Annotated in this window: 27 protein-coding genes and 1 pseudogene; 13 read left to right on the forward strand and 15 right to left on the reverse strand. The window is 71.0% G+C overall.

The annotated features are described in order from the left end of the window. Window positions 1-20: 20 nt before the first annotated feature. The 15 genes and pseudogenes from OG295_RS29600 to OG295_RS29670 form a co-directional block, all read right to left on the reverse strand. A pseudogene (locus OG295_RS29600) lies at window positions 21-1,097 on the reverse strand (MFS transporter); the annotation flags it as partial. Window positions 1,098-1,151: 54 nt separating this feature from the next. Then, window positions 1,152-2,207, reverse strand: coding sequence for a hypothetical protein (locus tag OG295_RS29605; protein WP_371679662.1), 1,056 nt, complete (start codon window positions 2,205-2,207; stop codon window positions 1,152-1,154). Window positions 2,208-2,355: 148 nt separating this feature from the next. After that, the gene (locus OG295_RS29610; RefSeq protein WP_371679663.1) at window positions 2,356-3,348 is read right to left on the reverse strand and encodes a hypothetical protein; all 993 of its coding nucleotides are present in this window, start codon (window positions 3,346-3,348) and stop codon (window positions 2,356-2,358) included. A gap of 53 nt (window positions 3,349-3,401) precedes the next feature. Continuing rightward, a complete protein-coding gene (locus OG295_RS29615; protein ID WP_371679664.1) occupies window positions 3,402-3,836 on the reverse strand; it encodes a hypothetical protein in 435 nt (144 codons plus the stop codon). Window positions 3,837-3,859: 23 nt separating this feature from the next. Further along, window positions 3,860-4,162 carry a hypothetical protein gene (locus OG295_RS29620; RefSeq protein ID WP_371679665.1) on the reverse strand — a complete coding sequence of 101 codons (303 nt, stop codon included), beginning with the start codon at window positions 4,160-4,162 and terminating at the stop codon, window positions 3,860-3,862. Between the two features lie 148 nt (window positions 4,163-4,310). Continuing rightward, on the reverse strand, window positions 4,311-4,898 hold the full coding sequence (locus tag OG295_RS29625; protein ID WP_371679667.1) for a hypothetical protein: 588 nt from the start codon (window positions 4,896-4,898) through the stop codon (window positions 4,311-4,313). Window positions 4,899-5,176: 278 nt separating this feature from the next. After that, complete coding sequence (locus tag OG295_RS29630; protein WP_371679668.1) at window positions 5,177-5,533, reverse strand: hypothetical protein; 357 nt, start codon at window positions 5,531-5,533, stop codon at window positions 5,177-5,179. A 116-nt stretch (window positions 5,534-5,649) separates the two neighbouring features. Further along, window positions 5,650-6,156, reverse strand: a complete 507-nt coding sequence (locus OG295_RS29635; protein ID WP_371679669.1) for a hypothetical protein — start codon at window positions 6,154-6,156, stop codon at window positions 5,650-5,652. A gap of 65 nt (window positions 6,157-6,221) precedes the next feature. Further along, window positions 6,222-7,739: a VirB4 family type IV secretion system protein gene (locus OG295_RS29640; RefSeq protein WP_371679671.1), complete on the reverse strand. Its 1,518-nt coding sequence runs from the start codon at window positions 7,737-7,739 to the stop codon at window positions 6,222-6,224. A gap of 30 nt (window positions 7,740-7,769) precedes the next feature. Then, a complete protein-coding gene (locus tag OG295_RS29645; RefSeq protein ID WP_371679672.1) occupies window positions 7,770-8,216 on the reverse strand; it encodes a DUF6238 family protein in 447 nt (148 codons plus the stop codon). Between the two features lie 42 nt (window positions 8,217-8,258). Then, complete coding sequence (locus tag OG295_RS29650) at window positions 8,259-9,722, reverse strand: SCO6880 family protein (protein WP_371679673.1); 1,464 nt, start codon at window positions 9,720-9,722, stop codon at window positions 8,259-8,261. Between the two features lie 95 nt (window positions 9,723-9,817). Beyond that, complete coding sequence (locus tag OG295_RS29655) at window positions 9,818-11,158, reverse strand: ATP-binding protein (protein WP_371679674.1); 1,341 nt, start codon at window positions 11,156-11,158, stop codon at window positions 9,818-9,820. 32 nt (window positions 11,159-11,190) lie between these two features. Beyond that, window positions 11,191-11,874: a hypothetical protein gene (locus OG295_RS29660; protein WP_371679675.1), complete on the reverse strand. Its 684-nt coding sequence runs from the start codon at window positions 11,872-11,874 to the stop codon at window positions 11,191-11,193. After that, on the reverse strand, window positions 11,874-12,188 hold the full coding sequence (locus OG295_RS29665; RefSeq protein ID WP_266449619.1) for a DUF6112 family protein: 315 nt from the start codon (window positions 12,186-12,188) through the stop codon (window positions 11,874-11,876). Before OG295_RS29665 ends, OG295_RS29660 begins: the two co-directional genes overlap by 1 nt. Window positions 12,189-12,304: 116 nt before the next feature. Then, window positions 12,305-13,444: a C40 family peptidase gene (locus tag OG295_RS29670; RefSeq protein WP_371679676.1), complete on the reverse strand. Its 1,140-nt coding sequence runs from the start codon at window positions 13,442-13,444 to the stop codon at window positions 12,305-12,307. 534 nt (window positions 13,445-13,978) lie between these two features. Between OG295_RS29670 and OG295_RS29675 the strand changes: the two genes are divergently transcribed. From OG295_RS29675 to OG295_RS29735, 13 genes are all read left to right on the forward strand, one after another. Then, the gene (locus OG295_RS29675; protein ID WP_371679677.1) at window positions 13,979-14,734 is read left to right on the forward strand and encodes a site-specific DNA-methyltransferase; all 756 of its coding nucleotides are present in this window, start codon (window positions 13,979-13,981) and stop codon (window positions 14,732-14,734) included. A gap of 214 nt (window positions 14,735-14,948) precedes the next feature. Next, window positions 14,949-15,551 (forward strand): DUF4913 domain-containing protein, encoded by a 603-nt coding sequence (locus tag OG295_RS29680; protein WP_371681347.1) that lies wholly within the window; start codon window positions 14,949-14,951, stop codon window positions 15,549-15,551. Next, a complete protein-coding gene (locus tag OG295_RS29685) occupies window positions 15,548-16,033 on the forward strand; it encodes a type II toxin-antitoxin system RelE/ParE family toxin (protein ID WP_371679678.1) in 486 nt (161 codons plus the stop codon). Before OG295_RS29680 ends, OG295_RS29685 begins: the two co-directional genes overlap by 4 nt. Beyond that, entirely contained in the window at window positions 16,030-16,674 is a 645-nt protein-coding gene (locus OG295_RS29690) for a DUF3631 domain-containing protein (RefSeq protein ID WP_371679679.1), read from the forward strand. Before OG295_RS29685 ends, OG295_RS29690 begins: the two co-directional genes overlap by 4 nt. 280 nt (window positions 16,675-16,954) lie before the next feature. Then, window positions 16,955-17,152, forward strand: a complete 198-nt coding sequence (locus tag OG295_RS29695; protein ID WP_371681348.1) for a hypothetical protein — start codon at window positions 16,955-16,957, stop codon at window positions 17,150-17,152. Between the two features lie 3 nt (window positions 17,153-17,155). Then, on the forward strand, window positions 17,156-17,854 hold the full coding sequence (locus tag OG295_RS29700; RefSeq protein ID WP_371679680.1) for a hypothetical protein: 699 nt from the start codon (window positions 17,156-17,158) through the stop codon (window positions 17,852-17,854). 39 nt (window positions 17,855-17,893) lie between these two features. Continuing rightward, the gene (locus tag OG295_RS29705) at window positions 17,894-18,607 is read left to right on the forward strand and encodes a hypothetical protein (RefSeq protein WP_371679681.1); all 714 of its coding nucleotides are present in this window, start codon (window positions 17,894-17,896) and stop codon (window positions 18,605-18,607) included. Between the two features lie 142 nt (window positions 18,608-18,749). Continuing rightward, window positions 18,750-19,202 carry a hypothetical protein gene (locus OG295_RS29710; RefSeq protein ID WP_371679682.1) on the forward strand — a complete coding sequence of 151 codons (453 nt, stop codon included), beginning with the start codon at window positions 18,750-18,752 and terminating at the stop codon, window positions 19,200-19,202. Then, window positions 19,199-19,648, forward strand: a complete 450-nt coding sequence (locus OG295_RS29715; RefSeq protein WP_371679683.1) for a hypothetical protein — start codon at window positions 19,199-19,201, stop codon at window positions 19,646-19,648. The genes OG295_RS29710 and OG295_RS29715 overlap by 4 nt, the downstream gene beginning before the upstream one ends. Then, window positions 19,649-20,056 carry a hypothetical protein gene (locus tag OG295_RS29720; protein ID WP_371679684.1) on the forward strand — a complete coding sequence of 136 codons (408 nt, stop codon included), beginning with the start codon at window positions 19,649-19,651 and terminating at the stop codon, window positions 20,054-20,056. 30 nt (window positions 20,057-20,086) lie between these two features. After that, on the forward strand, window positions 20,087-20,956 hold the full coding sequence (locus OG295_RS29725; protein ID WP_371679686.1) for a winged helix-turn-helix transcriptional regulator: 870 nt from the start codon (window positions 20,087-20,089) through the stop codon (window positions 20,954-20,956). Continuing rightward, a complete protein-coding gene (locus OG295_RS29730; protein ID WP_371679687.1) occupies window positions 20,953-21,471 on the forward strand; it encodes a hypothetical protein in 519 nt (172 codons plus the stop codon). The genes OG295_RS29725 and OG295_RS29730 overlap by 4 nt, the downstream gene beginning before the upstream one ends. Beyond that, window positions 21,468-21,923, forward strand: a complete 456-nt coding sequence (locus OG295_RS29735; RefSeq protein WP_371679688.1) for a hypothetical protein — start codon at window positions 21,468-21,470, stop codon at window positions 21,921-21,923. The genes OG295_RS29730 and OG295_RS29735 overlap by 4 nt, the downstream gene beginning before the upstream one ends. Window positions 21,924-21,929 lie beyond the last annotated feature (6 nt).

Below are 21,929 nucleotides of genomic sequence, written 5' to 3' on the forward strand. Positions count from 1 at the left end.
AGAGCGGTCCCGGCGGCCTGGCCGGTGCCGACGGACAGGATCAGCCAGGCGTACGCCTCGGTGGTGCGGGAGGCGGGGGCAAGGGAGTCAACGGTGTGGAAGCCGTTGGTGATGATCAGGGTGAGGAACAGTCCCGGGACGACCGCCAGGGCGATGGCGGCCCGGGGTTCGGGCTGGGCCAGGAGCGGAACCCATCCGAAGAGGAACAGGGCGCTGGTGGTGATCAGTTGGGTGGTGGTCGTGCCGGGCCATGTCCTGCGGGCGTAAATCAGGCCGCCGAGGAAGCTGCCGGTGGAGAACGCGGCGGGCAGTACCCCGGAGAGCATGGCCAGTCCGTGGGCGGTGGCCATGCCGGCGGCCCAGACGGTCATCGCGCCGAGCGCGAAGCCCGTTCCCGCCAGGGTGGTGCACAGCAGGACCAGGCCGGCCCCGATCAAGCGGCCGCTTCCCGCCGCCCCGTCTGCGGTGACGGGACGCCAGGTCCGTGACGGGGCGGCGGTCAGGACGATCACCGTGCCCACGAGCCCGAGTGCGGCGGTCGCGGTCAAGGCGGTGTCGGGACCGTGCGTGGTGGAAAGCCAGGAGGCGAGCAACGGGCCCGCGATATAGAGGAGTCCCTGCGATCCGGTGTCCAGGGCCTGGACGACTCGACGCTGCCCGAGATCGGGCACGACGGTCGGCCACAGGGCCCTCAAGCCGGATTCCAGCGGCGCCGTGACCAGGCCCGCGAACCCCACCACCGCGGTCACCACCGCTGGATGCCCGCCTGCGCCGATCCAGGGGAGCGCGGCCAGGCAGCCGGAGTTCAGCAGCACCGCCGGGGCAGAGACGCGGGTCTGACCGTAGCGGTCCATCAGCCTGCCCTTGACCGGCTGGGACAGCCCGGACGCCAGCCCGTACAGCGCGGCGAGCAGGCCGGCGAAGGCCAGCGACCCACCACCTCCGGTGATCCACAAAACCAGCGAGACGGGGACCATGCCGTTGGGCAGGCGTCCGGTCAGGGTGCCGCCGAGCAGGCGGACAACGTGCCGGCTGCCTAGGACGGCGCCGTACGTGGCGGGCGGTGGGGTGGTGGTCGGGTGATCGGCCAGGGTCAACAGGGCAGGGCTTTCCGTCAGAAGGCGGGCGAGGAGTGGGCGCCGGGCTGGCCGTTAACGGCGGTGCGCGGAGGTAGTGCTCGCCGCAGGTGCTGTCGCCACGGGCGTGGTGGTGATGGCTGGTGGGCGGGGTGTGGGCAGATGCCGGGGAGCGGGGGTTCGGTGCGGTGGCAGGACGGCCACGGCTTCCTCCAGCTGCTCTCCGACGCGCGTGAGGTCCTGCAGCAGGTGGCCGGTCTGTGCCGAGAGCACCCGCAGGCGGACGGCGATCTCGTGACCGGCCCGGGTGTCCAGCGCGGCGGCCCAGGTGGCGCACGTGTCGAGGAACTCCGTGAGCTGGGCGATGTGCCCGGCAGGGGCGTGGGGCGGCCGGTCGGTGACGTAGGAGATCGCCTCGGCGACGGAGGCGCTGTGCTGCGCGTCGATGACGTCACGCGTCAGCTGGGCGAGAGGGAGCCCGGGGAGCGCGAGCGGCGCCGGCGCGTGCCCTTCGGGGAAGAGCACTCCAGGCGGGACCGCCGGGGGAAGGTCCCGGATGGCCGCGTCGTCGGTGTCGTAGCAGCCCAGTACCTGCATGTGCGGGCTGTCGATGTCCCCAGCGAGGATCAGGACGACCTCTTCATCCTCGTCCGGGTACGGGAGCAGGGCGAGGGTGAGTTGGCGGCCTGTGGCGTCATACCGCGATTCCTGGGGCTGGAGCAGATCACGGCTGCGGGCCGCACGGGCCCGGGCGGTCCACCACTCCTGTTCCTCTCCCGTGAGTCGCGGCCCGGGGCGCGGGGGATGGGCCGGCTGGAGGGCCAGGTCCCGCAGGAGTACGTCGTGCTCGCCCCAGGTCCGCAGGTAGGGCCACAGCCGTGCGTCGCGGGCTGCGGAGTCGTGGCCCGTGGGGTGGTCTTCCAGGATGCGTACGGCTACGTCCGCGGCGTGGGCGAGGTCGGAGATCAGAAGGTGCCAGCCGGCGTGGTGGCGAGCGGGAGGCATGGCCTCGATGCCGGAGCTTGCGTGGGCGAGCAACGTGGGCACGTGGGGCAGGAGGTTGCCGAAGAGTTCGGCGAGCTCCCGGTTGCGCTCCGCCTCGACGGCCTGGGCAGCCTGCTCGTCGAGCATGTCGCCGTGGCGGTTGTGGAGGCGCTCCAGGGCAAGCTCGCAGCTGAGCGTGGTGACCGAGAACCGGGTGCCCCAGCCGGTCAGAGCGTTGATCGCTTCTTGCAGTGGTGGGGTCGGGGAGTGAGGGATGAAGGCTCCAGGGTGGCGGCTACCTGCGGTTGAGTGAGGCGGCGATCTGCAGGGGCGGGGAGGGGAGAGCGGCTGCCGTGCGGACCGGGGCGAGAGCTGTCCGGGGCCAAGAGGCCCGGCTGACGGAGCGGGCGATGTCGACCAGGTCCTTGCCTTCGAGCAGCCACACCGCCAGCGGATCGGGATCCGAGGTCTTCTGCGGCGTTGTGGAGGCTTCCTGCGGCAGGGCTGGCTGGCCGAATACGGCATCCATGTCTTCCAGGAACGCCTTCTCCTGTGGGTTGAGTTGGGCGTTGCCGGCGCGCACGGTGCTGATGATGTGCGGCGCGGCGTCGGCGAAGCGGGCGAAGGCGTCGGCCAGGTCATGCTGGGGCGGATCTGTGACCGTGCCGGGCTCGTACGCCTCGTGGGCCCAATCCAGATCGTCCCTGAGGGTGATCAACTGCACCCGCCAGAAGGCATGGTGGTATTCGACGAGGAGGGAGGAGCTGACCTGGTGAGCGGCGTGCGCCTGCGCGTCCCCCACGGTGATGCTGGAGGGCCCGGCAACCTCCGGGGTCAGGTTCATGTCCGCCGGGATGAGCGCGCCGACGCGGTACTGATCGCGGCCGGGGACCGGTACGACGGCCAGCTCGACGCCGCTCTCGCCGCGAAGGATCGCCGCGGCCAGCAGACGGTCGGTCTTGACCTTGTGCGCGAGGGGGTCGGCGCGGGGTGTCCACAGGTCGTACAAGAGGTCCTCTTGCACTATCGGGACCGGGTAGTTCTCGACCCGCACGCTCCACTGGCCGGGCAGGTTCTCACCAAGCTCGCGGGCGAAGTCTCCGATGTAGCGGCTGCCGTTGGTGGCGACCAGGGTCTCGTGCGCCAGAGCGGTGTCGCCGAGGGCGGCGAGCGACTGGCGGGCGCGGGCTATGTCGGTCAGGGGCGTGACGTAGTTGCCGTCGCTGTTCTTCTCGAATCCTGCGAGTTGGAGCGCGGTCCGGGCCCAGCGCCAGTTGTCGCCGGACACGAGGCCGACGATGCCGTCGTGGCGGCTGGTGAACAGGGTGATCTCGGATGAGCTCAGAGGGGACCTCCCTCGGCGCCGGCGGTGAGTGCCGGAGTGGGCCCGGACCGGTCGCGCAGGGTGTCGTGCGCGGCGGCCAGCAGGTCGACGCCGAGCTGGAAGAGCGTGCGGTCGGCGATGTCGAGGAGGTCGCTCGTGCGGTCGTAACGGGCGGCGAGCTGGGCGTGGCCCTGTTCCCGGCAGCGGCTGCCGGCGGCGCGAAGCAGGTTCCGCAGTGCGATCAGTCCGGCGTCCTCGCCACCGGCGGCCAGTTCGGTCAGTGCATGGACCTCGGCGGGTGTCGTGGCCTGAGCCATGGCCTCGGTGCAGGCGCGCAGTGGGGCGGCGGGATCGCGCGAGACCGGCAGGCCGCGCAGGAAGGCGGCGGCCTCCTGGCCGGCCCGGCGGCGCAGTTCGCTGCTGCCGGGCCCGTCGTAGGTGGTGGTGAGCATGGGCGGGTTGGATCCTTCTCGCGTTAGCGGGTGCGGCTGGGCTGTGCGGATGCGGCTGGTGTGGAGGTGACAGGCGTGGTCTGCGGCGGCTTGGAGCCCCAGGCCCGTGCGGTGGCGTACTGGGGCGAGGGGGTGGCGGCGGCCTGCGGTACTCCGATGCGGTACCACTCGCGCGGGTCCCGGACCGGCCCGGTCTGTGCCGTCTTGGTGTTCGCGGGATCGAGGGAGTAGTCGGCGTGGACGTGGTATCCGCTGCTGCGCAGGCTCTCGACGGCCTGGCGGGTGCGGCGGGGCCCGTCGTGGGTGGGGGCCGTCAGCAGGTACACGCCGTGCAGGCCGTGAAGGGGTTGGAAGCCGAGGCGGGTCAGGTACCACTGGCTGATGTGGTGGGGGATTCCTTGGGCGGAGGCGACGTACCCGTACTTGGGGTGCGTGCCGACGACGAACTGTTCGGGCAGAAAGACTCCTTGTGGATCAGCGGCGCGTGGTGCGCGATGGGGAGGCGGGGGCGGAGACGCTCGTGGCGACCGGGGTGGTGGACAGCTTCGGCGCGGTTCGGGGCACCCGGCCCGGGCCAGGACCTGTCGGCGCCCACATCGCCGCGTTGTCGCTGAAGGGGTAGAGGGGGTCGGTCGCCCACCCGACAACAGGACCGCGGTGCTGTTCTCTCAGGCTGATGACCTCGATGCCGTGCGGGTGCAGCACGTACCCCCACTCCAGATCGTCTGTGGCCTCGGGGTTGACGGTCATCCGCTGCGGGGGCGAGCCGTCCAGGGTCCAGAGGTTCTCGGGCTGAGTGCTCGGCCAGGTCTCGCCGCCGGTGAGCGCGAGGAACAGCTCCGGGGGAGCGTGGTCGAGCAGGTCAGTACCCAGCTCGTCCCAGCCGATGGCCACGTCGTCGACCAGGTGCCGGGACATGGCTTCCAGGTCACGGTTGAACCTGTACTGGTAGGCGGTGAGTAGGAGGGGGAGACGGTGGCTGGGCAGCCCGTCGAGATGGACGTAGATGCCGTCGTACCCGCCGGCCTCGGTGGGTCGGGCGATGAAGGAGCGGGTGGTCATGCGGAAGCCGCAGGGTGGTGGAGATGGGCCACGGGAAGTCCGAGCGGCTGCAGTGCATGCACGGCCTGGTGCACGAGGTGCTCCTGCTGTTTGACGGGCAGGGCGGCCGGCGCGGTGTACGCATCCAGTCGGGAGCAATAGGTGAACCCCCGTGACCACAGAATGCGTTGCACCGGGTCGGTGAGGGGCAGCGTCATGGGTCCGGCGGCATGCAGTCCTATGTGGATGCTGACGGGGTGGTACACGGGGAACCTTCCTGAAAGACGGGGGCGTGGTGGTCAGCGGCTGCGGGTGCCGCGCCCGGTCGCCGGCGGGGCGGGGACTTCGGCCACGTGCACGCCGTGGGATGCCGGTGGTGACTGTGCGCGGGCGAGCCGTGCGAGGAGTGCGTCGACCGCGGAGAGCAGTGGCTCGACGTCGGCGAAGTCGTCGGGGCCAGGGGACACCGTGGTGTCGTAGAGGACCGACATCGAGGTCGGGCTCTCGGCCGGAGTTTGGTGTGTGGCCAGCCAGCCGTTCTGCCTTCCGACGAGGACGACGGAGTCGTGCCCGGGCAGCCAGGCGTAGACGATCCAGTCGTCCAGCCCGTACTGGACATCGCAGCTCAGGCCGCGTTCGCGCAGCGGCGTGGTCACGTGGCCGAACCGGTCCCATGCCCGCTGCCAGCTGGGGTCGAAGACGTTGCGGTGATCCGGCAGGGGCGCCAGTGCACGCTCCTTTGGCCGTCCTGCCGAAGGAGCGTGACGCGCGATCATCGGGTTCGGCCGGGCGGGAGCGCGGTGGTCGGGGGTGTCACGGTGTGTGTATTGGCCGCGAGGGCGCCGCGGGTGGTGATCATCCGGCTGATCTCGGTTGCCTTGCCGCGCAGTTGCTGGACGGCCATGCCCAGGTCGGTGCCGACGAGATCGAGGTACGCCTGGATGGCAACCCGGACGTCGTCGGGCGGTGGGGTCCGCTCAGTGGAGGAGTGCCGGATGCTCGCGTGGAGGAAGCCGAGACGGTCCACTACGTGGCTCAGGTGGGCCAGGGCCGTACCGATAGGAATCGCGCACTGGGCGAGGGACGCGGTGCCGAAACGCTCGTACTCGGTGTAGTGGGTGAGCTTCTGGGTCTCGTAGCGGCTACTGGTGGCAAGCTCCTCGCAGACTTCGGTCAGGATCACGCCGAGGTCGCCGACCATGGTGTGGATGTCCGGGGTGATGTCGGCGCCGCGGCGCAGCTCCTCAGCCTTCGGAAGGTCGTTGGAGATCTTGTCCACGGTTCGTGCGAGCTGGAGGAAGTAGTCGGGATTCGTGATGTCAGGAATGGACTGTTCACGGCCTTTCAATGCATTCGGGCGTCGGTATCGAACAAGGCCTGCTCGGCGGGGTGGAGCAGATGCTGGACGATGAAGGACCGGCCTGCGACCTTCCACAGGCCGCGCCCGCGGCTGAGGTGGGAGATCGCTTCGGTCTCCACGGAGGTCAGGCCGAGCAGGGTGGCGGCTGCGTGGACCTGGTCGGTTTCCTGCCGGTAGATGATGCGGGTGGAGCAGTCCGCGAGGAGGCCTTCGGCCAGGGCGCGGCCCTGGGATCCGACGTCACCGGCGGTCAGGAGGTCGGAGAGCCGGTGGATGACCATGAGGTTCGCGATGCCGAGTCCGCGGGAGAGCTTCCACTGGGACTGCATGCGCTGCAGCAGCGCGGGGTGGCGCATCAGGCGCCACGCCTCGTCGTAGACGATCCACCGTCGGCCGCCGCGCGGGTCGGTGAGGGCGGACTCCATCCACGCGGAGGCGCAGGTCATGGCGAGGACGAGTGCGGTGTCGTCTCCGGATCCGCCGAGGCGGGACAGGTCGATGGACAGCATCGGGGTGGCCGGGTCGAAGGCGACTGTGGAGGGGGCGTCGAACATGCCGGCCAGGTCACCGTGGACCAGGCGGCGCATGGCGTGGGCGAGGTCGCGGGCCGCGTCTCCGAGGTGGCCGGAGACGGTGCCGGCTGCTTGGTCGAGGAGGGCGGGCTGGGCCAGGGTGTGGGCGATGTCGCCCAGGAGCGGGGTGCGGCCAGCTGCGGCGGCGGCCTTGACGACGCCGTCGAGGGTGATGTCGAGGGCGGTGTGCTCCATCGGCATGAGGTCGCGGCCCAGGACGGTGCGTGCGAGGGAGCCGAGCAGGAGCAGGCGGCGCTTTCGGATTTCACCCGCCCAGTCGGCCTCTGTCACGGACGGGGGGCGGGGGGCGGCGTCCATGGGGTTGAGGCGGCCGGGCAGGCCGGGGCCGAGCGCGATCGAGGTGCCGCCGAGGGCCTGCGCGACGGGCGTCCACTCACCCTTGGGGTCGCAGGGGACGTACACGCGGTATCCGAAGGCGACCGACCGCAGCGCGAAGCTCTTCGCGAGGGCGCTCTTGCCCTGGCCGATCACCCCGGCGAGCAGGATGTTCGGGTTGGTGAACCCGTCGACCTTGCCGTACAGGGTGAACGGGTCGAAGACGAAGGCGGCTTCGGCGTGGACGTCGCGGCCGATGTAGATGCCGTCGGCGCCCAGGCCGCCTTCGGCGAGGAACGGGTAGGCGCCGGCGGCTACGGCGGTGGTCATGCGGTGGGCGGGCAGCCGGAGCTTGTTGCCGCGGGCTGAGGCGGCGCCGGGCCGTCCGGCGGTGGGGTAGAGGGGGAGGGACATCTCCGTCTCGGCGGGCTCGTGTTCGCCGGAGGGGGAGGTGGATTCGGCGCGGGCTTTGGCCTGGGCTTCGGCGAGCTGGCGGCGGGCGGCCTTGCGGGTGTTGCGGTCGGTGCCGTGGGGGGTGAACAGGGGGCTGGCGGAGGCGCGGCGGGCGCGGCGGCCGGGGCGGTGCTGGGACATGGGGGCGGATCGATTCTGCGGGGGCTGCCCTCAGGCGGTGCGTGCCGGGCGGGGGCCGTGGTCGGCGGGAGTGGTCTTGCGGCGGATGGCGTGGCCGGACGCGAGCTGGCGCTGGCAGATGGTGAGGACCGGCGGCCCCTCGGGCAGCCGGTCGGGGCGGCAGCCCGCATCGGCGCCGGTGGACTCGGAGGCCGGGAGGGTGTGGAAGGCCTCGTGGAGGCTGGTCGAGGCCTGCCACAGCCGCAGGTGGGCGGCGGCTATGTGCCTTCCGGCTGCCGGGTGCCGGGGCCGGGTGGTCTCGGCGAGCTGGTCCATCAGGAGGTGGAGGCCGGTCAGGTGGCTGTGCAGGACGTCCAGGTGCGCGCGGTCGGCCGGGGCAGGACTCCGGGCTGTCTGGCGGCTGTGGTGGCGGATGCCGGCGGTCGCGGCCCGCAGATAGGGGTGGGCGTCGCCGGACGGGGTGTGGGCGTTGGTCAAGTGGTAGGTCCTTGCTGCCGCGGCGGTGCGGCGGGTGGTCGGCTACAGGGCGGTGCGGGCCAGTGGGAGCGCTGCGAGGGTGAGGGCTTCGGGCTGCTGGTAGATCAGGCGGCGCAGATCAACCTGGGCGCTGACGGCGGCGGTCTCGATCTGCGCGCACGCGGCGTCGAGCTGGGCGTCGGTCTCGGCGGAGACGGTCAGGAGTCCGGTGAGGGCGACGTCGGCGTGCCCGGCGATCAGCTGGCGTTCACGTTCCTTGACGTCCCCGTACTCGACGGAGTCAGCCTCGGAGTCGACCTGTCCGCGGCGCTGGCGCTCGGCGGCGTCGGCGATGATCGTGGCCTTGGTGCGCTGGACGTCGCGCAGCGCGGACTCGAGTCCCTGGGGCACGTATATAAGGGAGAAGGAGCGGCGCACGCCGGCGGTGAACATCAGCCCGTGCAGGAACCCGGACGTGGTCTCGGTGCGCGGCCAGTTCTCCACCCAGTAGGTGGCGTGACGAGCGCTGTCGGTGATGACGCGGTCGTACTCCTCGACCTGGACGACGGGACCTGCGGCGGCCGGTTCGGCCTCGGCCCTGCCGTGCTCGGACCACTGCTGCAGACCGGCCAGGGCCTTGGGGTCGTACGCGGTGCGCACCACGGCGGCGATCTCGCGGGCGGTGAGCCAGCCGGTGACCATCAGTCCGGCGCCGCGCGCGGCCTGGGCGACGGATGCGGTGGTCTGCCCCAGCACGGTGAAGGCGCCGGGCAGTCCGCCGCCGGCCTGGGAGATGAGCCGCTTGGCGGCCTTCAGGTCCAGGGAGATTGCCAGGTAGCTCTCGTGCGGGGCGGCGGCGGGCCCGGCGGAGGAGACGAGTTCGGAGTACACCTGCCCGGCGACCGGGGCCTGGGGGTGGCCGTGGGTGGTCCAGTGCCGGGTCAGGGTGTCGCCGCTGTCGGGGACGGTGCGTTCCAGGACCTGGACGGTGGCGATGTGGCCGCTGCGGGCGATGCCGGCCAGGGCTCGGCCCCACGAGGTGACGTTGCTGTTCTGGGTGGCGGGGTCGAGGAGGGCGAAGGCCCTGCTGGAGACGCGGGCGATGGCGGTCAGGGTCTGGGCGTGGGGGTCGTGGACGGCGGCGGCCTGAGATCCTGAGGGGGTGACCACGCGCAGCGAGGCGGCGGTGCCGGGCAGGTGGAGCACACCGTCGGTGCGGGGCCTGGACACCGCGCGGGCCAGCCACAGGCTCTGGCCGGTGCGACGGCGCTGTGCGTAGCGCAGGACGATCGGCGCCCAGTCGATCAGGGAGCGGCCGTGGCGCCGGATGACGACGAGGGCTGCGACCGCGGCCCACAGGGGGGTCAGGGCGAGGGCGCCGACCAGGCCGGTGGACACCACGGTGGCCAGGAGAAGGGCGAGGGCCGTGGAGGTGAGGGTCAGCTGGGGCAGGGACAGGCCGAGCAGGATGCCGCGTCGCGACCTGTGGGGGAATTTGATCGTGAGGGGGAGGACAAGGTCAGACAAGGCGGAGTCCGCTTTCGGGGCACGGGGTTGGGACCCGGGCGGGACACGGCATCGTGGTGCGGCGTGTCCCGCCCGGGTGGCGTGGACGGGTCCGGTCAGGAGCCGGTGGGCGAGGGACCGCTCGCGAAGGGGCTGCTCGCGGCCGGGCCCTGCGCGGGCGCGCCCTGCGGCGGGCCTTCCTGGGTGCTGCGGGGAGCGGGACCCGTACCGCCCGAACCGGAGGGGTCTGACGGGGAGGATCCGGTGCTTCCGCCGAGCTGGCCGCTGGTGTCCTGGCTCACGCTGGTCGGCGGGGGCTGAACCGCCTTGGTCAGCGCGTCGGTCGCCGCACCACCGCCAGAGGACGGCATCGGGGCGCTGTTCTGCTCGCCTCCGGATCCGCCGCTGGGGTTGGCCGCGATGTCACCAGGGAAGCCCGCCGGGCCCTGCGGTGCTGCGCCGGCTCCGGCCGCTGCACCGGCTCCGCCTGTGGCGGCCATAGCGGCGGCCTTGCGGGCTGCCTGCTCGGTGTGCTGCTTGGCCATCTGCGCACCGGTGCCGCCGGCTCGGTGGATCGACTCGCCGTCGGTGCCCTCAGCCGCCCAGTGGACGAACTTGAACGTGGCGTACGGGCAGAGCAGGACCATCATCATGATCACGACTCCGGCGAGGCAGTCGGCGAGGGCGCCGAGGCCGTCCTTGGCCTGGGTCTGGCCGAGGGCGGAGATGCCCAGGAGGAACACGATCGTCATCAGCAACTTACTGACCACGAGCGTGGCGGTGGCTTCGATCCAGCCCCGGCGCCAGCGCCGCGCGGCCTCCCAGCCGCCTCCGGCCCCGGCGAATACCGCGAGGGTGACGAGGACGAGGATGCCGACCTTGCGGACCATCATCACGCACCAGTAGAGGATGGCCCCGATGCCGGCTCCGAGGCCGACGATGCCGGGGATCATCCAGCCCAGCGGCACCATCGAGGCGACGGAGCTGGCCTTGACCATGCGGCGTACCGCCTCTTCGATCGAGGTGCCCGCTGCCGCGAACAATCCGTCACTCAAGGCGTCGACGACTTCGATGGCGACGGTGGTGCCGGCGATGGCGACGAAGCAGAAGATCACGCCGCCGGCGGTGCCCGTGAAGGCCTGGGTCAGGGCCTGGCCGTCGCGCCGGATCGCGGCCCGGATGAGCTGGGCGCAGAAGGTGGCGACCAGGATGGTCAGGCCGATGGGCAGCAGCAGCTCGTAGTTGTCGACGAACCAGCCTGCTCGCAGGTCAACCTTGGTGGTGGCGTTGACGGCCTCGGCGGCGAGGTCGGCGGCTGCGGCGGCGAACTCGCCGCAGCTCTTGGCGATCCAGTTGCCGATGCCCTCGGTGATGGCCTTGCCCGGGTCGGAGACGAAGTCGATGGCGTCGGCGGCCGAGCACAGCTTGCTGGCGAGGGGGATGGAACAGAAGTCCACTGGAGGGATACCTCCTTGTCGTCAGTGGCGTATTACGGGGCGACGCTCGGGGCGAGGGAGACCAGGGCGCAGTCGGAGCTGGGTCGGCACTGGACAGCGAGGGTGACGGCGCGGTCCTCGGCGCCGCCCCCGCCGCCCTTCCAGGCGATGGTCTGCTTGCCGGTGACGGTGACCGCGTAGATGTACGCCTCGGTGATCGCGGACGGGTTCTCGGCGAGGGCCTGCTTGAACGCCGAGGGGAAGTGGGCCTCGCCCACGGCGGCGGTGGCGTACTGGGCGTTGTCGGCCATGCGCGACCACAGCACCGGGTCCGGGACCTGCCCGGAGATCGCCGTCCAGTCGGTGTACTTCGTCTCGCTGGTCATCCACGCGTTCATGCCGGCGAGGTGCTGGTCACGGCTGGTGGTGCGGGTGTCGTACGACCAGAGCATCACCGCCGCCGCCCTGGCGTAGGCGAGCGGGTCGGTGAGCTTGGGCGGCGCCGGGACCGAGCCCGTACCGGCGGAAGGCTTCGGGGCCGTGGCGGCGGGCGAGCTCGGCGCGGGGGTTGCGGGGGACACGCCGGTCTTGCTCTGGCCGCCGCGGGAGGTGAACCAGGCGGTCAGTCCGGCGGCCCCGAGGAGCGCGGTGATGACCACGGCGGCGACGAGGATCCGTCGCCCGGTCGTCCAGTGCGTGGTGGCCCGGTGCAAGGGGGAGAGGGAACGTTTCGGCACTACTTGACCTGCGTCCCGAGTGCGGAGAAGAACGCGACGATGCCGTTGGCGGCGCCCAGGCCCAGGGCGGCGCCCGCGGCTACGACGGCGCCCTTCTTGCCATTGGCCTCGGCCTGGTGGCCGCCGCTGTGGTGGCCCCAGGCCCACACGCCGAGAGAGACGGCGAGCGCGCCGACGACGGCGATGATGCCGAACATGTTGATCGAGTTGACGACCTTCTTCAGGACGTCGAGCCCGGGAAGGCCGCCATCCGTTGGAGTGATTCCGGGGTCGTAGGCGAGGTAGAGGACGCGGTCTGCGAGTGAAATGGGTATGGCGAAGCTCCTTGCGGGCGCAGGCCGGAGAGGCCCTGCGGCTGTGCGGGGAAGGGAGAGGGGCGCTCGGGGCGCGGAGAGGGGACCGGCGCGGGCCCGCATCGGCGGGCGGCGGTCTAGCTGTTGAGAGCGGGGATGCGGCGGACGGCGAGGATCTGCCAGTCGCCGACCTTCTCGATCCGCACCGGCTTCGTTGTGCGCGGTGCGTTGATCACCAGGCCAGCGCCGATGTACATGCCGACGTGCTCGGGGACGGCGGCGGTGCCGCGGGTGAAGAGCAGATCGCCGGGCTTCAGGGTGTTCGCCGGGACGGCGTCACCCTCCTTGACCTGCGTGTACGTGGTGCGGGTGAGCTGGACGCCGGCCTTGGCGTAGGCCTGCTGCATGAGGCTGGAGCAGTCGCAGCGGCCCATGGGGTCGGGGCCGTGCGGCGCGGTGCAGGTGCCGCCCCACTGGTAGAGGGTGCCGAGCTGGTGCATCGCCCAGTCGATGGCGATGCGGGCCTTCGGCGAGGCGTCGGCGGGGATCTTGTACCCGGCGGGGACGGTCCCCTCGGGGATGGAGCCCCAGCCGGGTCCGTCCTCGCCCGGCCTACAGCCGCCGGCGCCACCCGGAGCGGTACCGGGTTCCTGACCGGTCTGACCTGTGCCGCCGTTCGGCAGCGTCTTGACGATGGCTTGCTGCAGGGCCCGGGCCAGCGGCTCCCACTGCGCGTACGCGTTCGGGAAACCGGAGAGCTGCACGGCCTGGGCGGCCTGGGTGATGGTCATCTGCTGCCACCCCTTGACCTCCAGCAGCCCCTTGTAGAACTTGGTGGCGGCGTAGACGGGGTCGCGGATCTGCTCGGGGGTGCCCCAGCCCTGGCTGGGCCGCTGCTGGAACAGCCCGAGGCTGTCGCGGTCACCGGAGTTGAGGTTGCGCAGCCGGGATTCCTGGATGGCGGTGGCGAGCGCGACGACCTGTCCGCGCTCGGGGACCTTCAGGGCGATGCCGGTGGCGACGATGGTCTTGGCATGGGGGATCTGCTCGTCGGGCAGTTCCAGGCCCTCGACGCGGATCGAGCCGTCGCCGCCCTGGCCGCCGAGGATCGCCGCGACCTGCTTGGCGACCGCGGAGGCATCGACGCTGCTGCCGCCGGGCGCGCAGGCGGCGCCCTTGGAGGCTGCGCCGCTTCCGGCTGCGGCCATGGTGGCGGTGGTGGCGAGGACGAGGGGGGAGAGGCAGAGGACGCCGATGGCGGCGGCTACGGCCTTCAACCCGGGGTGCCTCCGCGCTCGCCGGTCAGGGCCGGCGGCCGGGTTTCAGGCAGGGGAGGGCGCAGGGATGTCATAGCGGTGTCCTTGAAGTGTGTGAAGCCCCGGCCGCGCGGTGCCGTGGAGATGTGAGAAGGAGCGCGGTAGGCCGGGTGATGGGTGAGCTGTGCCTCGTGACGTCGCTGCGAGTTGCCGCTCGCGACGACGTACGGGCGGATCAGATGTGCCGGGACAAGGAGGTGCCTCCGTGTGGGCATGACGGGGGAATGCAGCCATTGGCGCTGTGTGCACCGGGCAGTTCCAAAACAGTAAGTGCGGATCCCCGGTTGACCAAGAAAATGATGATCAAGGCTCTATTTCAAGGGTTTTGGCGGCGACCGTGGTCAACCGGGGATCGTGCCCTACAGTTTTGGAACTCCCCCCGCACAACCGCCCCATGGCCCTATGGCACACCTGTGTCCACATCCGGGCGGGCGGCTTCATTGCGGCGAGCCGGAGTTCCCCTCGCCTTTCCCGAACCGATATTGGGGTACCTCTTTGCCTTTCTCCCTGCACCAGGGCGACGCCCTCAGCGTCCTGTCCACCCTCCCGGACAACTGCGTCGACTCCGTCATCACCGACCCGCCGTACAACTCGGGCGGGCGGACAGCGAAGGAGCGCACGAGCCGCACGGCCCGGCAGAAGTACACCTCCGCGGACGCCGGCCACGCCCTGCCGGACTTCACTGGCGAGAACATGGACCAGAGGTCTTATGGCTTCTGGCTGACGCAGATCATGACCGAAGCCCAGCGGGCGACCCGCCCCGGCGGCACGGCGCTGCTGTTCACCGACTGGCGCCAGCTGCCCATCACCACCGACGCGATCCAGGCCGCCGGCTGGGTGTGGCGCGGGGTGCTGGCCTGGCACAAGCCTGCGGCGCGCCCGCAGAAGGGCCGGTTCACCCAGAACTGCGAGTTCATCGTCTGGGGGTCCAACGGCGACATGGACGGCTCCCGGAACGAGGTCTACCTCCCGGGTCTGTACTCCGGATCGCAGCCGACCGGCCGAAAGCGGCAGCACATCACGCAGAAGCCGGTCGAGGTGATGCGCGAGCTCGTCAAGATCAGCCCGCCGGGCGGCACCGTCCTGGACTTCTGCGCCGGATCCGGCTCCACCGGTGTCGCAGCCCTGCTGGAGGGCCGGGACTTCATCGGCGTCGAGAAGACCAGGCACTACGCCGAGATCGCCTCCGACCGGCTCACCGAAGCCGTCCAGCAGGCCTATTCCCAGGACGACTTCGTCCTTTCTGCCTGACCCTCACCCGCTCGCGGCGGGGGCTGGAGGCGGTATCTCGTCTTTCTGTCCCCGTCGTGCGGGGGCTTTGTAGCACGCGATCCCCGGTCAGCCAAACCGGGGATTGTGTGGATGGTTGAACTCCAGCCCCTCTTTCGAATTCCGACGTGCCGCATGCGGCTGCGAGGAGAGACCTTTCGTGCTCGAACCCATAGACGGCCCCGACGGCCAGCCGATGGATCCGATCCGCGTTCCCGAAGTCGACCTGGAGAGCATCGAGGCCAGCGTCCGCAAGCTCCTGGACCAGTCGGCCCAGCAGGCCAGGCAGCTCGACAGCCTGGCCGCCGCACCCGATCCGATGCCCTTCGCCGGCTTCTCCATGCCGGGCCTTCCCGGCATGCCCGCCCCCGTGCTGCCGCCCGAGCCGAAGCCGATCCTGGAGCTGGACGCTGAAGAGCGGGAGAACGAGATCGACTCCCTGACCGACTGGGTGGAGGACTTCCTCATGCCGGTCTACGGCACGGAGATCACCACATCCGCGCCGTGGTGCGAACAGTGGCAGGAACACCTCGACGTCGTCGCGTGGCTGCACGCCCTGTGGATGGCCTACCAGCAGCACAAGGACCCCGAAGCCGGACCGTCCGGGATGTTCGTGTGGCACCGGGACTTCCTCACCCACGCGATGGCCGCCATCCGCGCGGCAGGCGGACCGCTGTCGGCCTGCCAGACCGACCCCGACCGCCCCGCCCACCGTCTGCTCCGAGGCCCCGGCCGCTCCACCCGCCCGGCGGCCACCGCGGCCGACGAAACGGAACGCGCCGTCGAGGCGGCCTCGTGAGCGGCCACGAACAACCCGCCTTCGGTCTGACCTTCGACCCTCGCGCCCTGACCGACCTCCTCCAAGCGCCCAGCGACATCCGCGACCTCGCGCTCGCCAAACTCCAGGACGTCGTCAACGCCAACCTGTTCGGCGGGAAACTCACCCACGAACTCGACGGGCTCCGCAAGGTCTACGTCGACTCCCGCTCGGCCTGGCGCATCGTCTACGCCACGCGCCGGGCCCCCGAAGGATCCGCGTTCCGCACCGAGATCCACGTCGTCGCGGTACGGCCCCGGGAACAGAGCGACGTCTACAGGACCGCCGCCGCCCGCCTGGGCATCAAGCGCCGGCCTGTCGACGCCCTCACCCACGCCGCCCGAGGCCGCTCCCCGCAGCTCGACACCACCCGCACCTTCCCCAAGCCGGGACCGCCCCCCTACGCGCTCCCCGGACCTCCCCAGCCTGCCCTCCCGCTCGCCCCGAAAGGCCACATCCGTTGACGACATTCCCCAACAACTTCCTCGACAACTTCGCCACCAGCCTCCTGGGCGGCAAGCCGGCGTATGAAAACCCCCGCCACCGCCACATCCTGAACGTATTCGTCGAGGTCCAGGACCTCGAACAGCGCCTGGTAGCCGCACTGACCGCCCCGCCGCAGCCCGACATGGGGGGCGCCGAGGAGTGGGAGCTGTGCACCGATCTCCTCATCGCACGACTTGCCGCCGGACGCGAGCTGTCCCTGCTCCTGTCGGCGCCCTGCCTCAGCGAGGCCGACTTTGCCGCCGCAGAGGCCGCCGCGGAGGCCGTCAGGGCGACCTTCCGCATCGACACGGACGAGCAGTGCTGCAAGGAACCGGACGAGCCCGCGACCTGCCTGCTCGACGCGTGCAGCAACGTCTTCGCTGAGCTCGGCCACCCCCACGCCGTGGCCTCCGCCGACCTCGTCGACGCCCTTCGGCACCTGCCGGGCACCGCCGGAAACCACTGGCGCTACAGCGACCTCACCCAGGCCCGCCTCGCCCAGCTCCTGGCCCCGCACGGCATGCAGACCCGCGACATCACCCTGCCGGACGGCCGCCGCCGCAAGGCCTACAGCCGCGAAGCCCTCCTCACCGCCATAGGCGTGTGCACCAGCTGCTGAACTCCGTCGGCGCCGCCCACGTCCGGACCGCGACCTTGACGGACTGGCCTCTCATCGAGACATTCCACCGCAGCTGCTCCGAGCAGGCACTGCACTGCCGCTGGGGCAGAACGCGGATCACCCGCCGTGACATCGAGCGCCTGCTGGATCACTCCAGCTGCTGGATCGCTCTCCATGCCACCGAGGTTGTCGCCCTGGCTTCGGCCGGACCGGTCAGCAGAGAGCCGGGCGTCTTCGACCTCGGCCTGCAGGTCGCGTCCACCAGCGCCGAGGCATCGGCCTGGCCCTCGCCCGGCACGCCGCCGCCCACGCCCGTTCCGGCGGCGCGCACACCTTCTCCGTGTGCGCCGAGGCGTCGAATCTGCCGATGCTCGGCCTGGCCCGACGCCTCGGCCGCCCCACCGAGTCCCGTCAACAGGGCACCCACCTCGACGTCCGCGTACCGCTCCCGGCACCGCCGTGCCCGCCCCACTTCTAGGAGGTGCTCTCCCTGCCGTCCACCACGCAGCCGGCGAATGCCCCGACCGGCATCGACCACCGCGTCGCGACGGTAACCGGCCACGACATCGACAGCCTGTGGACTTACCACGACCGCGGCCTGCTCGATGAGTCGCTGCACCGTCTCGCCGAAGCCCACCGCGCCCTCTCCGACGCTGAACGCGGCGTGACCTTCAACCTGACCCGTCTCCAGCGCCTCGCCTCCGGGGATCTGCCCTTCGACCAGGCTCTGTTCACACGCATCGAGCGGACCGTCGCGCAGCTCAAGGACGCCACCGTCACACGGGACATCCGCCAAGACCATGCCCTCGCCGTGCTCGAGGCGCTGGAAGCCGTAGCCCCGGCACCCGCCACGAGGCAGCGCGCGGACCTCCTGGCCCATGAGTTCGCCGCGCTCCTGGCCATCAGCCAGGGCGCGAAGCTCCACCAGCACCTACAGACCGGACGGATGTCCATCGTCACGGCCTCCGGCGTACGCGTCGTCCATCCGCTCTACCAGCGGCTGGAGGACGCCCGACTGGTGGCCCGCGACACCTCCCACCCCCTCCACGCCGGACAGCCCATCTCGCTCACGGACACCGGCCGCACCACGCTGACCGGCGCCACCCGCCCGCCTGCGGCAACGGCCGCCCCGGCGCCCAGGGCGGGGTCCTGGCCGGCGACGCCCGCGCGGTCCCGCTGACCTGTCGGCCGCCACCAACCCCCGTACGAAAGGGGCTCCATGCCGCCAACCGATCGCCGTCCTGACTTCCGCCTCGACGGGTTCGAGCCCGCCAGCGAAGCCGTGGAAGAGGCGTTCTGGAATCACCTCGATGCGGAGAGCGAGTCGATGACCACGCTCGCCGCCCACCACAGCCCCGATGGCCGCAACAGCTTCTACGTGATCCACAACGGTGCCGTCACGTGGGGAATCCCCGGCGAACCCCAGCTCATCGCGGCGCACATCAAACGGGACAGCACCGCGATGACGTACGCCTTCGAGCACGCCGAGCTGCCGCTTCCGGCGATGGCCCAGTCCTGGCTCATCAAGCGCGGCTGCCCCGCCGCCGCCATCGCCTTGCCTCCGGGCATGGGGACCACGGCCGCCGACACAGCCACCGTGGCTCTGCAGCAGCGGCTCATGCGCGACGGCGACCACTTCGCCCTGCTCGACAGCTACACCGACGACACCTCGCCCCATCCGGAGACCGTGGTGCTCCTGCAAGCGCTCGGCGAGCGGGTTCAGAAGCCGTTCCGGGTCCTGCTGGAGCAGGCCGACCTCGACAGCCTCACCCACACCCTGCGCGAGGGCGCGTTCGAGACCTTGGAGGCCGCCGTCGACTGGATGGAGGACCGCTCCACTCCGCTGCCGGCACCCGCACCGTCCACGGTCCGTACGACGGGCCCAAACGCCCTCCCGAGCGCCCCGCCGAGGACGCCTGGCCGGACACGTTGATTCCGGCGGGCCCGGAACATAGCAGCACATCCCCGGTCAGCCAAACCGGGGATTCTCCGGACCCTAGTAAATGGCCCACCACGCAGAAACGGGCGGCCCCTTCACCCTTCCCACCCCATGCCTTCATGGAGAGGAGTTCGCCATGCCCGAAGAACTCGACGACGTGCTCGGCACCTTCGCCCAGCAGATCGAATCCCGCTTCCAAATGCCGCTGCACCACCTGCGTCATGCGGTGACCAAGGCACCCCAGGCGAATCCCGAGGCGACGACCGTGGCCCGCTGGTACGGACTCCTCGCAGAAGCCCAAGAGGCCCTCTCCACCGCAGAGGACGCCCTCCTCGCCGCTCTGGACCACGCCCCGGCCGGCGAGCTCGACGACCCCGTGATGGCCCTCGCCGACCGCGTGAACAACCTCGTGGCCGTACGCGACGGCCGAGCCATGGTCGTCCGCCACCTCCTCGACGACAACGCACCGGGCAACCGCACACCAGGGCCTTGGCGCGGCGCCGCCCGCACCGGGCCCGCCATCGCGACCACCCCCGTACCCCGGCCTGCCGTAGTGCCCGCCGTACCTGCCAGGCAAGGTGTGCGATGAGCACCTCCACGAAGCCGTCCAGCCAGGATGCGCACCTCGAAGAGGTCTTCGCTGCTCCGGTAGCGCAGCTCTACGCCGCTGCGGCTGCCGGTACTGCCACGCCCGCCGAGCAACGCGCCCTGGAGCTGCGCTCATTCTTGGCCTTGGCCGAAGAGCAGGTCGCCCGCGTCCGGGACCGCGTCCACCGGTACACCGCCCCGGACGGCGACATGGGCACGCTGTCCGCCTCCGAGCTCCGCTTCGATTCGCAGTGGATGGACGCAGCCCTCTCCGCTCGCACTCAGTACGTCACGGCCCTGCGTGAACTTCGTCGCGCCATGCCACCGCCGGGTACCGCGCGCCACGGACCGCCGAAGTTGGACCAGCTATGGGCCACCACCCGACCCGCCGCCGGAGTCTCGCCTGTCGGGGCTCGCGTGGCGGCGCAGAGCGCGAGAGGCCGCTGATTGACCCACACCACCTCCCGGCAGATCGCCGAGCACATCGAGTCCCTATACGGGCGCCCGCGCGCCGAACTTGAAGCGCACGCCGACTCCACGACCCACCCGAACATGCTGTCCGCGCTCTTGGCCGCCAACAGCGCCATCGAGTTCGCCGAAACCGACATCAACTTCCAGCTCCAGCGACTGCGCAAGCTGGTCGACCCCGAGCGCGAGGTCGGACGCCACGACGCCGGCCACATCTTCGACTGCGCCCGCCGCATCGGTGAAGCCGTCGCTGTCCGAGACACCCAGGCCAGGCACATCTCCGCAGTGCTGCAGAGCCTGCACCGCACCCCCGCGCTGGAGACCACACCCGCCGCCCCGGTCCCGCCACCAATCCCGGCCGCCGCCCCGCCCTCCCGCGCCCGCTGAACCTCGCACCCACATTCCAGGAGCACCCCTTTGGCTACCACCGGCCTGCCCGAATCCATATCGTCCGACCTGTCCCGTGTCACCCAGAGCCTGCAGATGCTGGCCCCGCGGTGGAACGTCTGGGTGCTCCTCACCCTGTCCCAGAAGCCGCTGCGCTACCGCGAGATCAAGAGCGCACTGCCCTGGCTCCCCGACGGCCAGCTCCACCCCAGGCTCGGCAAGCTCACCGAATCCGGACTCCTTGAACGAACCGAGTTCGAGCCCCAGGACGTGCTGTACGGGCTGTCCGTCCGAGGCCGCGAGCTGCTGCCGGTCCTCGGCATGATCGCGACCTGGGGCGGCAAGCACCTGGAGAAGGAAACGGTGCTGGATCCGGCGACCGGCCACCGCGTACCCAAGGCGGTGCCCCGCGCCCAGGACATCGAGGACACCATCGCTCTGATCGCCCCGCGACAGGCCACCCCGATCCTGTGGGCACTGCGCGTCCGCGGAACATCCAACGCCAAGGCCCTGGCCGCCACCGCCATGCCCGAGCGGCACCTAACCAACGTCTACCAGCCGCTGAACCGCCTGGCCGAGGACTTCCTCGTCACCAAGGACCGTGAGGGCCGCGTCGAACTGACGGCCGCCGGCCGGGACCTGGCCCCCGTCTACCAGGCACTGTCCGCCTGGGCCGCCGGCGCTCCCCTGAGCGAGGCCGCGAGCCACCCGGTTTGGGCACCAACACCCGTGCAGCCCCAGGACCGCCCGGCTGTGTGGGTCACCACCCAGCCGCGCATCCCAGCAGTGCCGACGCCCCAGGCCCGTCCGGCATGGAAGCCGGGCGATCTCTTCTTCTCCCACACCACCACCGTGGTCCGCCCTGCGGGTGCGCCGACGACTGGAGGCCGCACCCGATGAACACCGACACCCACGCGCAGGCGCTGGTACCGGCTACGGCCGCTCTCTCCCACCCGGGCCTCATCCGGATCGTCAGTGATATCGACGACAACGGGGCCCTGGAACGGCACCTCCTGAGCCGGACTCTCACCGGCCTCTCCCGCTGGCAGCTGCGCCAGGCCTCCGCGGTCGGGCGCGCGCTGGGCCTGCTGAAGGCCTCCACCGACGGAGGAATACCGAGCCTGGTCCTGACCCCGGCCGGAGAAGCGCTGGCCGAGGTCTACGACACGGCAGCCCGCTGGGCCCGAACCCACCATCACCCCAGCGACGTCAGCGACTTCGTCACTCGGGTCCAGGCCACCCTCGCCCTGCTCGGGTCCACCACGGCCGGTTCGAACGGGCACGCCCTCGAGTTGGACTACGAATCCCTCCACGGGCCCCGGACCGTGCTCGCGACATGGGTCCGCGACCACGGGGCGACCCTGGCCGCCCAGCTGACCGGCGTCTCCCAGGACGAGATGGAGCTTGCCGCGTGAGCGACGCACGGTACGAGGGCGCCGTGGTCGCGCTGGGGACCAGCGAGGTGGCCCGTGCGGTCGGCATGGACCCCAATGCCTGGGCCTTCACAGTGATGCGGGAAGCACCCGGCCACATGCGGGAGACGGTTGCGGCCGTGATGAACACGGCATTCGAAGTTGATGCCGTGCAGCGGCAGCTCCTCGACGAAGCGGCCCGTGCCATCAAGGAATTGTCCAAGACCCTGACCGGCAAGGACACCGTCGGCCACCGCTGGACCGAGGGCCTCCTCGGTGACCGCATCGACAACCTGACGATCAAGCGCGGCTACCTGCTCCGCCAGCTCGACACGCACCTGGCCATCTACCGCCAGGCCGCCGCCGAGCCGAGCCCCTCGGCCACGCCGTCGACGGCCATCGGCCCGACGCATCCGGCGTACACCCCGCCGAAGGCGCGCACGCCGCGCCGCTGACCTCTT

The sequence above is a fragment of the Streptomyces sp. NBC_01276 genome (assembly GCF_041435355.1).
Lineage (GTDB): Bacteria > Actinomycetota > Actinomycetes > Streptomycetales > Streptomycetaceae > Streptomyces.

Bases quoted from the DNA above. Each gene is read 5' to 3' on its own strand.
- OG295_RS29715 (WP_371679683.1), top strand. From the start codon at position 19,199: ATGAGCACCTCCACGAAGCCGTCCAGCCAGGATGCGCACCTCGAAGAG.
- OG295_RS29615 (WP_371679664.1), bottom strand. From the start codon at position 3,836: ATGCTCACCACCACCTACGACGGGCCCGGCAGCAGCGAACTGCGCCGC.
- OG295_RS29730 (WP_371679687.1), top strand. From the start codon at position 20,953: ATGAACACCGACACCCACGCGCAGGCGCTGGTACCGGCTACGGCCGCT.
- OG295_RS29680 (WP_371681347.1), top strand. From the start codon at position 14,949: ATGGATCCGATCCGCGTTCCCGAAGTCGACCTGGAGAGCATCGAGGCC.
- OG295_RS29625 (WP_371679667.1), bottom strand. From the start codon at position 4,898: ATGACCACCCGCTCCTTCATCGCCCGACCCACCGAGGCCGGCGGGTAC.
- OG295_RS29640 (WP_371679671.1), bottom strand. From the start codon at position 7,739: ATGTCCCAGCACCGCCCCGGCCGCCGCGCCCGCCGCGCCTCCGCCAGC.
- OG295_RS29605 (WP_371679662.1), bottom strand. From the start codon at position 2,207: ATGCTCGACGAGCAGGCTGCCCAGGCCGTCGAGGCGGAGCGCAACCGG.
- OG295_RS29705 (WP_371679681.1), top strand. From the start codon at position 17,894: ATGCCGCCAACCGATCGCCGTCCTGACTTCCGCCTCGACGGGTTCGAG.
- OG295_RS29710 (WP_371679682.1), top strand. From the start codon at position 18,750: ATGCCCGAAGAACTCGACGACGTGCTCGGCACCTTCGCCCAGCAGATC.